At 57.1% G+C, this 13,760-nt stretch carries 9 protein-coding genes; 8 read left to right on the forward strand and 1 reads right to left on the reverse strand.

Annotation, left to right across the window (positions count from 1 at the left end; all coding sequences use genetic code 11):
• Window positions 1–279: 279 nt before the first annotated feature.
• A complete protein-coding gene (locus tag ABC336_RS30525) occupies window positions 280–1,560 on the reverse strand; it encodes a family 43 glycosylhydrolase (RefSeq protein ID WP_413242651.1) in 1,281 nt (426 codons plus the stop codon).
• 386 nt (window positions 1,561–1,946) lie between these two features.
• On the opposite strand from ABC336_RS30525, the gene ABC336_RS30530 reads away from it, so the two are divergent.
• From ABC336_RS30530 to ABC336_RS30565, 8 genes are all read left to right on the forward strand, one after another.
• Window positions 1,947–3,224 carry an ABC transporter substrate-binding protein gene (locus ABC336_RS30530; protein ID WP_413242257.1) on the forward strand — a complete coding sequence of 426 codons (1,278 nt, stop codon included), beginning with the start codon at window positions 1,947–1,949 and terminating at the stop codon, window positions 3,222–3,224.
• Window positions 3,225–3,393: 169 nt separating this feature from the next.
• Window positions 3,394–4,224, forward strand: coding sequence for a carbohydrate ABC transporter permease (locus tag ABC336_RS30535; protein ID WP_413242258.1), 831 nt, complete (start codon window positions 3,394–3,396; stop codon window positions 4,222–4,224).
• Window position 4,225: 1 nt separating this feature from the next.
• A complete protein-coding gene (locus tag ABC336_RS30540) occupies window positions 4,226–5,059 on the forward strand; it encodes a carbohydrate ABC transporter permease (protein ID WP_413242259.1) in 834 nt (277 codons plus the stop codon).
• Between the two features lie 15 nt (window positions 5,060–5,074).
• On the forward strand, window positions 5,075–6,826 hold the full coding sequence (locus tag ABC336_RS30545; RefSeq protein WP_413242260.1) for a family 43 glycosylhydrolase: 1,752 nt from the start codon (window positions 5,075–5,077) through the stop codon (window positions 6,824–6,826).
• 16 nt (window positions 6,827–6,842) lie between these two features.
• Window positions 6,843–8,171, forward strand: a complete 1,329-nt coding sequence (locus ABC336_RS30550; protein ID WP_413242261.1) for an extracellular solute-binding protein — start codon at window positions 6,843–6,845, stop codon at window positions 8,169–8,171.
• Between the two features lie 4 nt (window positions 8,172–8,175).
• Window positions 8,176–9,963, forward strand: a complete 1,788-nt coding sequence (locus ABC336_RS30555) for a cache domain-containing sensor histidine kinase (RefSeq protein ID WP_413242262.1) — start codon at window positions 8,176–8,178, stop codon at window positions 9,961–9,963.
• Between the two features lie 62 nt (window positions 9,964–10,025).
• On the forward strand, window positions 10,026–11,636 hold the full coding sequence (locus ABC336_RS30560) for a response regulator (RefSeq protein ID WP_413242263.1): 1,611 nt from the start codon (window positions 10,026–10,028) through the stop codon (window positions 11,634–11,636).
• Window positions 11,637–12,817: 1,181 nt separating this feature from the next.
• Window positions 12,818–13,759: an ABC transporter ATP-binding protein gene (locus tag ABC336_RS30565; protein WP_413242264.1), complete on the forward strand. Its 942-nt coding sequence runs from the start codon at window positions 12,818–12,820 to the stop codon at window positions 13,757–13,759.
• The last annotated feature ends 1 nt before the right edge of the window (window position 13,760 follow it).

Consider the following 13,760-nt stretch of genomic DNA (forward strand, 5'->3'; position numbering starts at 1 on the left):
GAATTCACTTTGAACAAAGGGAATGATAGCCGGGAGCCACAAGGTTTGCTTATTTGTCCCCGTAATGGGTACGAAACGCAACAAACGCAGTCATACCTTCATGAATTCGGTACACCAGTCGATGATTCTCTTCAAGGTTTTTCGATCCTCAGATTGCCAGTAGACACTACCATAATCCAATTATAAGCATTACGAGTCTTGCGAATTCAAAGCAGCTTGAAAAAAAACGCTTAACTGCGCACCGGCAACCGGGCGTATGTTAAGCGTCTTTTCCTATGTTTAATTAGCCGGATACACATCAAAAAAATCGAGCTCCGCATAACCCGTTCCCCGGGAAAAGCGTACCGTATTCCATCCCGCTTGCAGCGGTGTCCGCAGCGTCGACAGCCCCCAGTTCTCCCAGCCTTTGTGGGTCACATGGAAGGGCGAGGAGACACCATTGACTGTAATGGTGAGCGACGACCAGCCGCCGCCTGCCGTGCCGTTGGCTGTCCGCGCCGCTAGCACGTACTCCCCGGCCTGGGCGGCATACACGCTGAACTCCACATAAGAGCTCGCCGTATCGATATGTCCGGCTTTGCTGCCGCCCGAGCCGTTCTGGCTGGGGGAAGCATAGGCTACGCCGCCAAAGGTGCCTTGCTCGCCTTCGTAGCGTACCCGCTGCGGCTCGCCGGAAGGGATGGCGATGGGGGTGTTTGGTGCCGCTGGGGTGCCAAGCGACGGAGTGCCGTCGGCATGCCAGCTGAACCGCTGAGCGCGAATCTCGCGGTTCCAGCCAGCGTTGTTGAACTTGGCGACATGGTAGAGCATCCAGTCCTCGGTGCCGTCGGGCGATTTGGTGAAGCTGTGATGGCCAGGTCCAAAAAGTCCGTTGCCGCTCTTGAAGATCGGCGTCGATCGCTTCGTCCAAGAGGACGGCTGCAGCAGGTCGCTGCTCGTATGTGCGGTGATCAGCCCCAGACTGTAGTCGTTGGTCCAGCTGCCGCTGGCGGAATAGACCAGGTTAATCACATTGCCGCGGACGATGACCTGCGGGGCTTCATTGACATGCGGTGAATGATTGGTTTCCCAGCTGTGGACGGGCCGTGCGATCTCCGTCCGGGCGGAGCTGATCGTCCACGGGTTGCTCATGCGGGCGATGTACAGATTCTGCCGGACGTTGGTCGAGCCCTCCCAGCCCGACCAGAGAAAATACAACTGGTTGTTCACTTTCAGCACGGTGCCGTCGATGGCCCATCTATCTGTCGGATCGGTGATCTGGCCTTTATTGGTCCATGTCCCCTGCATCGGATCGGCGGATGTATTCTCCAGCACGTACATCCGGTGATTGACATTGTTGCCGTCATCTTTGGCGTAATAAATATACCAGGCTCCGTTCACATAATGGATCTCGGGTGCCCAGACGTTGCAGCACCCTGTGGGGATGACGCGGGAGGGAGCGGCATCGATGCCGGTTAGCGTCTTGCTCTTCCAGATCGTCACATTGCCGCCGGTTGTCTTGGTGAAGTAATAATAGCCGTCGGTATGCTGGTACACCCAGGGGTCAGCGCCATCCTGCATAATTACGTTGTAGAAGTTGCTCTGGTTGGAGGAGGCGAGAGCCGGCAGTGCAGGCAAGCACAGGACGAGCAGCAGCAGGAGCACGCATCCCCGCAGGCCGGCTTGTTTCCATACATCCATTGGTCATCTTCCTTTCATTATCAGGAGTGGCGCATTGCCCAATTGAGGACGAAAGCGCTTACGTCTATTGGAGCATAGTCAGCCGCTTCCGGAACAGGACATATTTTTGCTTGTTATAGACAGATTTCTATGCAGGGTTGCGATGATCCAAAAAAATGTCCATACCATCAAAAAAGATGACATTTCCCCTGTCCGGTCCCGGGCGTAAGATGGAGGCAGAAAGATGAACCGTCTTTCCAACCATCGTATAAGGGGGAAAAGGACTGATGAAAAGGGGAACAGCTTGGTTATCGGTATTTACGGTATGCGCCATGGTGGCCACCGGATGCAGCAGCAACGGCGGCGGTTCAGGCGGCAGCACTACAGAGCCGTCACAGGGCGGCGGGGGGACAGGTGCGAAGACGGAATTCCTCTTCTGGACGCCGTTCTCGGGTGCGGATGGCCCGTTCATGAAGGAGATCGTGGACAAATACAATGTGTCGCAGGATAATTACAAAATCAACTTTGTCATCCAGCCGAACGGCGAGTACTACAAGCAGCTCGACATTGCTCTCAGCGCCAGCAAGGATCGCCCGGATCTGATGATCATGCATCTCGATCAGATCCCGACCTACGTGAGCAAAAACCAGCTGCAGGCGCTGGATACGCTGGCGTCCGATGCGGGAATCAATAAAACGGATTACGTGGAAGCCGCGATCGATTATGCGACCATCGACGATGAGCTGTACGGTATCCCGCTCGATATCCATCCGCTGGTTATGTACTACAATAAGGACCTGCTGGAAGCGGCAGGTGTGACTAGTCCGCCGACCAACCGCGAGGAGTTCGATGCCGCAGTTGAGCAGGCTACTGATGCAGATAAAGGCGTGTATGGTTATGTCGTCCCGACCCTGTGGCCGCAGCAATTCATCTTCCCGACCCTCGTCTGGCAGAACGGCGGCGAGCTGTGGGACGGCGAGGATGTGGCATACAATTCGCCGGAGGCCGTCGAGATGATCGAGTGGCTGCGCGGGATGGTGGACCAGGGCATATCGCCGGGCAATGTGCAGCAGGATGGCGAGAACACACTGTTCCTGCAGGGCAAAAATGCGATCCAATTCAACGGACCTTGGATGAAATCGCAATTTGACGAGGCCGGACTGAACTATGGTGTTGCGCCGATGCCGCAGATCGGCAAGGCAAAGCAGGCCGTATTTGGCGGCTCCCATAACTTTGCCATTCCCAAGGATGTGACAGACGAGTCGATCATTGCCGGCATCGGCGACTTCCTCAAGTATGTCTCCACCAACTCGCTGGAGTGGGCAGAGTCCGGTCAAGCGCTCGCAGCCAAGCCGATGATCGAAAGCGAAGACTTCAAGGCGCTGCCGCAAAGCGCGATCGCCGACAGCTTCTCTTATGTGCAGTTCGCACCAAACGTCCTGAACTGGCCGACGATCTCCGAGCCGATCTGGGGAGAGCTGAACAACGCGCTCCTGGGCAAGAAGGACCCGCAGCAGGCGATGGACGAGGCGGCAGCCAAGTCGAAGCAGGCGATCGGCAAATAGCGGCCGCTTCGGGAGGCAGATGTGAGGATGGATGCCGGATAGGCTTCCGTCCTTCCTGCCACACTCCGGGAGCTATCAGGAACGTTGGAGGGATGACACATGAAAAACCAACTGGACGTCCAGACTGACGTCGACGCTGTTCGTGCTTCCGTACGCCATGTGCTTTGGCATGTTCCTGCTCTTTCCGATCGGGTACGGCATCTACATCAGTCTGCATGATTTCGAATTGCTGTCCGCCGAGCATCCGTTTGTCGGACTAAGCAACTATATCGCGATTTTTACCGCAGGCTCCTACGAGAACAGCATTTTTCTGAACGGGCTGTGGGCGACTGCCCAATTCGTCCTGTTCTCCGTACCGCTGCTCATTACCGTCGGCCTGGGACTGGCGATGCTCGTCAACGCGCTGCCCAGACGCGTGCGCGGCCTGTACCGCACCTTTTTCTTCCTACCCTATGCGATCTCCGCATCGGTCATGGCAGTCATCTGGCTGATGATGTTCGACACGAACGCCGGTTTCATCAACAGTATGCTGAGCCGGCTGGACATCGGCACGATTCCCTGGCTGACCGCCACGCCGTGGGCGTGGGTATCCCTGATCGCGACGACGCTGTGGTGGACGATCGGCTTCAATATGATTATCTATATCAATGCGCTAAATGAAGTGCCGGAGGATTATTACGAGGCTGCTTCAATCGACGGGGCGACGGCCTGGCGCAAATTTGTCCACATCACGCTGCCGTCGATCCGGCCGGTCATGCTCTTCGTGATGATCACCTCGACGATTGCATCGTTTAACGTATATGCCCAGCCGTTCCTGCTGACGCGAGGCGGTCCCGGCGACTCGACCCGGGTGCTGCTGATGAATGTGCTCGATCAGGCGTTCAGCCGCAAAGAGATCGGCAGCGCATCTGCGATGGCGATCCTGATGGCACTGCTCATCATGGTGGTATCGGTCGTCCAATACCGGCTGACCTACGGCAGAAAGGAGAGTGACGGTTAATATGAAAGCTGCCCGAACATGGTTACTGATCCTGCTGGCCACCATCCTCGCGGTCATCTTCCTGCTGCCGCTCGTATGGATGATCTCGACCTCCTTCAAGAACGACTTTGAGGCGCTCGCCGGACAGATGAACTTTATCCCGCAGAAGCCGACCTTGCAAAATTATATCGCCGGACTTTCAGGGGAGCTCATGAACGTGCCGATCGTCCGTTGGATCACCAATTCCCTGTCGGTCGGTCTCATCGGCACGTTTCTCGTGCTGCTGTTCAATTCGATGGCGGCCTATGCCTTGGCCCGTCTGAGCGATCTGCCGCTCAGGCGGACGCTGTTCTCGATGTTCGTCGCCTCGCTGATGATCCCCGGCGTCCTGACCTTTCTGCCGATGTACATGGAGTTCAATGCGCTCGGTCTGATCAACACCTATGCTGCCCTGATCCTGCCCTACACGGCGGGGGCGTTCGGCGTCTTCCTGCTGTATCAGTTCTTCATCTCGTTCCCCAAAGGCATCGAGGAGGCCGCACGCATCGACGGGGCCAACAAATGGCAGATCTATGTCCGCATCCTGCTGCCGGCGTCGGTATCGATCATGGTGACGCTCGGCATCTTCACCTTCATGGGCATCTATAATGATTTTGTCTGGCCGCTCTATGCGACGACATCGCCGGAGATGCGCACGATCACAGCAGGCATTGCGCTGATGGCGCAGGGCAGCTATACCCAGGCCTACGGCAAGCTGATGGCCATGACGACGATCGCGACGCTGCCGGTGCTGCTCGTATTTGTCCTCGGTCAGCGCTCCTTCGTGAAGGCGATCACGCAAGCCGGGGTGAAGTAACGAAAGGAGAGGGTCATGAGCAAGCTTCGCGTATCAAAAAAGTCGGTTCTGGTTGGCGCGGTCCTGGTGATCGCTGCTGCCGTCCTGGTCGTATGGATGGTGATGGCACAGATGAATGGAAGCGAGACGGCTGACCAGCCCTATGCGGGCCATGGCGGCACATTCAAAAACACACTTGCGGATATGGATACGCCGGACCCGAGCATTGCCTACAAGGATGGCTTTTATTATATGACGTTCACGCATAACGGCGCGGACATCATGGTCATGAAGGCGCGGACGCTGGATTTCAAGGACGCCGAGCGCAAAGTGGTCTGGTATCCGCCGGTGGGCACGGCGTATTCTTCGGCCCTGTGGGCGCCGGAGATTCAGTATCTGCAGGGCAAGTGGTACATCTACTTTGCCGCGGACGACGGCGCCAATGAGAACCACCGCATGTACGCGCTGGAAGCCGATGCGGATGACCCGATGGGCAGCTATACCTTCCGCGGCCAGATCACGGATGAGACTGACCGCTGGGCGATCGACGGGCTCGTCCTGGAGCATGAAGAGTCGCTGTACTTCGTCTGGTCCGGCTGGGAAGGCGAGGTGAATATCGCCCAGAATACGTACATCGCGCCGATGAGCGACCCGCTCACGATCAGCGGGCCGCGCGTGCTGCTGAGCGAGCCCGACCTGGAGTGGGAACGAGCCGGCGGACCACCGTACATCAATGAAGGGCAGGCGTTTCTGAAGAAGGACGGGCGGGTATTCATGCTGTACTCCGGAGCGGGCAGCTGGACGCCGCACTACAGCATCGGCATGCTGGCGTTGAAGCCGGGTGGCGACCCGCTCGAGCCTATGGACTGGGAGAAGTCGGAGCAGCCTCTGATGACGATGGATGAAGAGGCTGGTGTATACGGTCCGGGTCACAATACGATCGCGCCGTCACCGGATGGTACAGAGCAATGGAATGTGTATCACGCGACAAGCGGGATCGGCGACGGCTGGAGCAACCGCCGGGCACGGGCGCAGCGCGTCCTGTGGGACGAGAACGGGATGCCGGAGCTCGGCAGCCCGCTGCCGCTGGATGCGGCGATCCCCATGCCGTCCGGCAGCGGTGTGTTCCACGCGGCGCATGCGGAAGCGCTGGAGGATGGCGGTCTGCGTTACACCCATCTGCCGCTCGGCAAGGGAGCGGCTACAGAAGCACCGTTGCTGCTGCACTATCGCAATACTACAGGGAGCGAGGTGACCGTGACGGCCGAGCCAGCAGGCGGAGCACCGGTAGAGCTCGTGCTGTCGCCGTTGGCTGGTGACGAGACTGGCTATGCCTACGCGGTCCTTGAAGTGGGGCAGGGCGGGCAGTCGCTGGTCCTCTCGGAGCTGAGCGGGGAAGGGGCGGAGATCCTCGCCGTCGAGATTCCCCGCTACGAAGCGGAGTACGCGCAGAGCCTCGGGCTCACAGCAGCGACTAATCCGTTCGCATCGGGGACCGGTATCGTCGAAGGTACAGAAGGCGGTGAGCTCGTATTTCCTGCCGTAATTGTACCTGCAAGCGGCACGTACACGGTGCGGATCGCCGCGGGCGGCAGGGAGGAAGACGAGCTGTCGCTTAGCGTGGAGACGGGCGGCAAGGAGGAGACGGTGCAACTGCCACCTTCGCAGCGCAACGAATTCCCTGTCGTGGAGCATACAATCTCATTGCGCCAGGGTGTGAATTCGATTACACTAAAGCCTGCCAAGGGCAGTATTGCCTTTGATTATATCGATATCATCCGCAAGTAGCGAAGAGGAGGGAGTCATGGAAGATACGCATCCCATGCGGCGGCGGTTGCGGTCAGCAGCATGTATGCTCGCCGCAGGTCTGCTCGCTGCTGTGCTGTCCGGCTGCGTGTGGGGCGGACAGGCGACGGAACAGCCGCCAGAAACCGAAGGGCAGGCGGTCCGGCTGGATTACTGGACTCCCTTCAGCGGCGGCGACAACCAGTTCATGACCGAGATGGTCGAGCGGTTCAACCGCGAGCAAGATGCGATCGAAATCGTACAGACCAATTCCAGACTCGACGATTATTATTCCCGGCTCCGTACCGCCATCCTGGCCGGGAGCGCACCGGATATCGCGATCATCCATACGACGAGTCTGCCTCAGTTCGTCGAGAACGGCTACATCGAAGATGTAACTGAGGCGGCACAGGCGATCGGACTCGACTGGGGCAGGTTCACACCTAATATCCGCAAGGCGACCGAGTTTGACGGCCGTTCCTACGGGATCCCGCTTGATACGCATGCGCTCGTCATGTATTACAATACCTCCCATCTGCGGGAGGCCGGTGTACTCGACGAGACGACCGGCAAGCCGATTATCGAACCGGGCCCGGAAGGGTTCCGGTCTTTCCTGGCCCAGCTCCGCGATTCGCTGCCAGCGGACGTAGCACCTCTCGCTGTGCCAAGCACGCGGATCGACGCCGTCTGGCTCTGGTGGAGTCTGTACAATCAGATGGAGGGCGGCGGGACGTTCTACGGGCAAGGGGGCAGCGTCTCGACCTTTAACAATCCCAAGGCGCTGGAAGCGCTGCAGTTCGTGGACGGCCTCTACGCAGACGGGCTGATCCCGCCGGATATCAACGACTCGTTCAAGATGTTCCATGACGGCCGCGCTGCCGTTATCATGCTGGGCATGTGGGGAACCGGGGCTTTTGAGCATGCCGATGAGCTCGAATTTGGCGTCGTGCCGATCCCCGTCCTCTATGATCATGCGGCAGCGTGGGGGGACTCGCACACGCTGGCGATCCCTACCAAGCTCAGTATGACAGAGGAAAAGCGCCGCGCGGCGCTGACGTTCTCGATATGGATGGTGGAGCATGGCGGGGAATGGGCCCAGGCCGGTCATGTACCGAGCATGACGGAGGTCGTCGAGAGCCGCGCATTCACAGGCCAGGAGTATCGCGGCGATTATGCCGCGGTGGCCGATTATGTGGCCTATTGGCCGCGTCATACCAAGCAGTGGACTGCGATCGAGTACCTGATCCAGGAGTTCGAGAAGATGAACTATAAGCAGCAGACGCCGGAGCAGGCGCTGGCGAACGCGGCCAAGCGGATCGATGCCCTGGCGCAGGGACAGGAGAGATGAGGGGATGATCCGCAAGCTCACGCAACGCATCAAAAATCAGGAGCTTGCGCGCAAGCTGATCTGGATCAATGGGCTGCTCGTGATCGTGCCGCTCGTGGCGATGGGCATCTACACCTTCGGAAGCTTCGAGCAGACGATGGAGAAGAATGTCGGCAGCTACCAGCTCCAGACGGTCAAGCAGATCACGCTGAACATTGATACCTACATGAATGAGCTGAACCGGCTGACGCTCTCTCCCTACTCCAACAAGGAGATTATGGCCTTTATCAGCTCGGAGCGAGTGCCTGGGCAGCGGCTGGAGCTCAAGGAGATCGAGGTGCTCAGCCAGTTCGTCTCCTCGATCTTCATCAACGGACGGATCGATATTATGGGGATCTCGCTGTACGGCGAGAAAGGCGCATCCTATGTTGTCCTGCCCGAGAGCCAGTATGTGACAACATACAAGCTGGACGACAGTGCGGAATGGCTGATCCAGGCCCGGGAGCGCTATGGTCAGCCGACCTTCATCACGACGCACGAGGTGAAGGCAACGAGCGGCATGTCTTACCGCGTCTTCTCGATCGCCCGCGAGCTGAGGAGCTTCGACACCGGAGAGACACTGGGTTATATCGTGCTCGATATCGACCCGGCTACCGTACGCAACATCCTGCTGCAAGCGGTTCCCGGACGTCAGGAGGCGATGTATATCATCGACAGATCAGGCCAGCCCGTCATCACCCGCGACGGGATGCCGACGGTTAGCGAGCTCGGGGCGCCGCAGGGCGAGGGGACGCTGCATCTCGAAGGAAGCGGAGACGGCGAGCGCCAGCTGGTTGCTTACGTCACATCGGAGGTTACAGGCTGGACCACAGTGAGCGCCATCCCTGTCCGGGAGCTCATGAAGGACAGTCTGATCGTCCGCAATTCGATCGCACTCGCTGGCTTCATCTGTATCGGCATGGCGATGCTGATCACGGTATTCCTCGCGTTCCGCATTACACTGCCGCTGCGCAAGCTAAGCCGCCTCATGCGCAAAGTGGAACAGGGCGAGCTGAACGTCTCGTTCCCCGTCCATGCAGCCGATGAGGTCGGGCAGCTCGGCAGCAGCTTTAATACGATGGTCTCCAAGCTGAGTGAGCTCGGTTACCTGCTCTATGAGACGGAGATCCGGGAGAAAGATGCCCAGATCGCAGCGCTGCAGAGCAAGATTAATCCACATTTCCTATACAATACGCTGGGCTCCATCAGCATGCATGCGGAGCTGGAGGGCAACCGCGAGATCGTGACGATGGCCAATAATCTGGGCAAGCTGCTGCGCTACAGTCTCAGCAGCAGAAAGGACGCAGTGACGTTGCGTGACGAACTGCGCCATGTAGACGGCTATATGAGCATTCAGAAAATCCGCTATGAGGAAAGAATCGTGTATGAGACGGAAGTGGACGAGGCCGCGCTGGGCTGCGCCTTGCTGCCGCTCATCATCCAGCCGCTTGTTGAGAATGCAATCAACCACGGCATCGACAAAGGCATCGGCGAAGGCCGGATCCGCGTGTGCTGCAGCGAAGTGGAGGGTGTCCTCACGATCGTCGTGGAGGATGACGGGATCGGGATCGGAGCGGCCGAGCTGGAGCTGCTGCGCGAGCGGCTTTATCATTCCAAAAGCTTAGGCGACCGATCCGGCAACGGCCTGCTCAATGTACACAGACGCATCGAGCTGCATTACGGCAAGCCTTACGGACTTACGCTCGAGAGCATGCCATATCAGGGCTTGAGGGTGACGCTGACGTTGCCCGCCTTGACAAACGGCGAGGTATAGCTATAGCGGCCGGTTTTGAGCCATCACGATTCGAACGACCTCTAAAAAGGGAGGATATGCGAATGCCTAGTATCATCGTAGTGGATGACGAAGCGATCTTCCGCCGGGGCCTGCGGGCGATGATCGCAGCCCGGGATGCCGATTGGGAAGTAGTTGGCGATGCCAGGGACGGCTATGAGGCGCTGGAGCTGATGCAGCGGCTGGTACCGGATGTGCTGCTGACGGACATCCGTATGCCCAGGATGGACGGACTGCAGCTTCAGACGATCGCCCGCGAGCGCTTCCCCGAGCTGATCGTCGTCGTCATCAGCGGTTACGAGGATTTCTCGTATGTGCAGCAGTCCATGCGCAGCGGAGCCAAGGATTATCTGATGAAGCCTGTCGAGCGTGAGGAACTGCACCAGGTGCTTGACCGGTTAAAGGTGGAGTTAAACGCGAGAGTGACCTCGCCAGCAGATACCGTGTCGGCCGTCGATGGCCGGCAGCTGCGCGAGCATGCGGCCGCTTCGATCTCGGCAGGTATCTTACGGGGAGCGGTGCATCAGCGAGATAGGGAGCTGCTGAGACAGCTGGGCATTGAGTTCACCTCACCCTATGTCAACTGCCTGGTCATCAAACTCGACAAGGAGTCGGTTACCCAGGAGCGGTACCGCAGCTCTGATCCCTCGCTGTTCCAGCTATATATCCAACAGTTCGTCCAGGAGATCTTGGATCACCGGATGCCGGGTTTCTGCTTCGTGCACTCCGACACAGAAGTCGCAGCCTTGGTGAATATGTCCAGCCCTGCGATGACGGAGCTGCTTGAGCTGGCCGAATCGGTCCGCAGACAGATCAAGTCCCTGTCCAATTTGACCGTAACGATCGGTGTCGGTCGTCCGGCGCAGGGGTGGGAGTCGATGCCGCTCCCGTTCCGCGAAGCAGAGATTGCCCTGCTATACCGTCTTGTCGAAGGTGGGGACAAGGTAATCGACTACGGCAGTGCTGTGCAGAGCCAATTTGTGAGACCGGAGCTCAAAAAATGGTCCTGGGAAGCGCTGGAGCAGGCCATCAATGAAGGCCGGAGGGATCAGGCAGAACTGCTGGTAAAGCAATCCGTCGAAGAACTATGTGCCCAGGCCCAGACGCCTGAGTTGGTGCTCCAGCAAGTCTGCAAGCTGCTCATCCACTATTATGAGCTGTCCGAAGAGCTCGGCATCACGCGGGAGTGGCTGGGCAGCAAGGACATCCGGACCCTGCTCGTCGAGATCTGCTCCATCTCCTCCAGCGCGGAACTCATCGAAATATGCCGGACATTGCTCGGGAGTCTGACCACCAGCATCATCGCCAACGGCAGCCAAGCAGCGGCACGAGATCCGATCCGGACGGCGGAGCGTTATCTGGAGCGGCATTTCCGCGATCAGGTAACGCTCCAGGAAGTTGCCGACAAGGTCTTCCTGAACGCCGCATACTTCAGTACCCTTTTCAAGCTTCGTACGGGGAGGACATTCGTAGAGCGACTCACGGAGCTGCGGCTGGAGGAAGCGAAACGGCGGCTGGCATCTACGGATGAGAAGATTGCCGGCATTGCGGAGACAACCGGTTTTGCCAACATCCGTCATTTCAACCGCGTTTTCAAGACTGAAACAGGTACTACGCCAAAGGAGTTCCGGGACGAAGTGCGAAGCCGAAGCTGACGGATCATTAGGGAATAGATTCACGCCAAAACCACGTTTGGCGTGATTTTTTTTGAAATACTAGAAAGTATATGATTCTCCTATCTACTTGGCTTGTATTTCTCCGGAATGAAACTAACTGCGCCGTGTGCTTACGAAGCTAGTTTTGCTATGCAAAACTCTTAGGCGAAGCCGTTTCACCTTGATTGTTCAGGAAATTATGCAACAACTTAAATTGTGGAAAGGCATGTCGAAGGAGGGAAGAAAGGATGATGGTGAGTGGTGCTCGCCCCACGAGAGGACACAGTGTCCGTTATTTCGAGCTTAGGCGTGTTTAAGCTCACTTTTCGGACAGAGGTTCCGTTATTGGTCTGGAAACGAGGCCTTACGGGCACAAAACCAGGAAATAACGGATCGTGTGTCCAAATGGCCTCATTCTGGCGGGTTTTGTGCAAAATAGACCCTATTGTGTCCGAATCGCAGTGCCAACCTGCGTCAGGTAGGGTTTGTTCCTTTATAATTAATATGTTTCATCTATAGATCAGCTTATAATGGTGCGACGCCGCCAGAGGATGGAGACAGCCGTTTCACCTTGAAATATAAGCGAATATGTTTTCACACATCTACTTGGCTTATATTTCTCCAGAATGAAACGCGCTGCGCCGTGTGCTTACGAAGCTAGTTTTGCTTTGCAAAACTCTTAGGCGAAGCCGTTTCACCTTGATTCCAAGAATTCACAAGTTGCCCTCTTATATTTACTTAAAATTTTCCGGCAAAGCTCCACTGGTGCCTGGAGAGATGTAGGGGGAAGATCCCCCCCTTGCTCTCCGTCAGAATAAGGGCAAAAGTCAGCTTGTTGAAAAAATGCCGATGGGTGCGGAATCGATTCTGGTCAACGCTTTCTGGAAGAAAGCGACTTCGAGAGCTTATGCTACGTAGCGTTCGCCTTTGTTCCCGGATTTCCCCTTTTAAAAGGGGGCCACATTCAAGAAATCTGGGAACAACAGCGATCGGAAGAACGATCCGTTACCGTGAGGCTTTATTTTTCAACAGCCTGACTTTTACACTAATCGGGGTGAAACTGCGGCTTGGATTAAGACGAGAGTAATCCGGCCTTCGTTGATATAATGACAAATGTAACTACTTGCCCTAAAACGAATTTGCAATACTAGAGATAATCAAGAGGGGAAGGGTGATAGGAGATGACAATCGCTTCAATGCAGGGCGTGCTGAAAAGATACGGCTCCTACGTAGCGCTGGACTATATCGATCTGGATATTTATGAAGGAGAAATTGTCGGCTTGCTTGGACCTAACGGTGCCGGCAAAACGACGCTGATTCAAACGTTGACCGGCATGCTGCCGTCCGAAAAAGGGACGATATCGCTATTTGGCGATTCCCAGAAGCCGTTTTCGAATGCGAATAAAGAGAAACTGGGCCTGGTCACCCAGGAGGTCAGCGTCTTTGAAGAGTTGACGGCGCGGGAATGCCTCACATTCTTTGCAGGTGTCTACGGGCTGAAAGGACAGGAGAAGAAAAAGCGGGTCGCGGAAGCGCTTGAGTTCGTCGGCCTTACGGAGCAGGCGGGCAAGGTGCCAACCAAGTTCTCCGGCGGTATGAAACGCCGGCTGAACATCGCCTGTGCGCTGACGCATCGGCCCCGATTCCTGATCATGGACGAGCCGACGGTCGGCATCGATCCGCAATCGCGCAACCATATCCTGGAGTCGGTACGGAAGCTTCGGGAGAATGGAACGACGATCCTCTACACGACACATTACATGGAGGAAGTGCAGGAGCTCGCTTCCCGCGTCGTCATCATCGATCAAGGCCAGGTGATCAAGGAGGGGACAGTGCACGAGCTGATCCGGACGATCCAGCATGAAGAAAAGGTGAAATTCGATGTCTCTGATAGCCACCCGGTCAGGATCAGTGTGCTGGAGGAGATCGCAGGCGTACAGAAGGTCATCGTCACCGGCAACTCGATCACCGTCGTCTCTGCCGCTGGAGCTGGCAATCTGGATCGGATCCTGTCAGTTATCAGGGAAGACACCAGCGTCCTAGGCGTCCAAGCCGACAAGCCTAACCTGGAGGACGTATTCCTTACGTTGACCGGCAAGCAGCTTCGAGACAAGGGGGAATGAC

The organism is Paenibacillus jepli (assembly GCF_047238105.1).
Taxonomy (GTDB): domain Bacteria; phylum Bacillota; class Bacilli; order Paenibacillales; family Paenibacillaceae; genus Paenibacillus_D.

What these genes read in the sequence shown, in the direction of transcription:
- ABC336_RS30525 (WP_413242651.1), bottom strand. Translation starts at nt 1,560, where the DNA reads ATGCAGGATGGCGCTGACCCCTGGGTGTACCAGCATACCGACGGCTAT.
- ABC336_RS30530 (WP_413242257.1), top strand. Translation starts at nt 1,947, where the DNA reads ATGAAAAGGGGAACAGCTTGGTTATCGGTATTTACGGTATGCGCCATG.
- ABC336_RS30535 (WP_413242258.1), top strand. Translation starts at nt 3,394, where the DNA reads ATGTTCCTGCTCTTTCCGATCGGGTACGGCATCTACATCAGTCTGCAT.
- ABC336_RS30540 (WP_413242259.1), top strand. Translation starts at nt 4,226, where the DNA reads ATGAAAGCTGCCCGAACATGGTTACTGATCCTGCTGGCCACCATCCTC.
- ABC336_RS30545 (WP_413242260.1), top strand. Translation starts at nt 5,075, where the DNA reads ATGAGCAAGCTTCGCGTATCAAAAAAGTCGGTTCTGGTTGGCGCGGTC.
- ABC336_RS30550 (WP_413242261.1), top strand. Translation starts at nt 6,843, where the DNA reads ATGGAAGATACGCATCCCATGCGGCGGCGGTTGCGGTCAGCAGCATGT.
- ABC336_RS30555 (WP_413242262.1), top strand. Translation starts at nt 8,176, where the DNA reads ATGATCCGCAAGCTCACGCAACGCATCAAAAATCAGGAGCTTGCGCGC.
- ABC336_RS30560 (WP_413242263.1), top strand. Translation starts at nt 10,026, where the DNA reads ATGCCTAGTATCATCGTAGTGGATGACGAAGCGATCTTCCGCCGGGGC.
- ABC336_RS30565 (WP_413242264.1), top strand. Translation starts at nt 12,818, where the DNA reads ATGACAATCGCTTCAATGCAGGGCGTGCTGAAAAGATACGGCTCCTAC.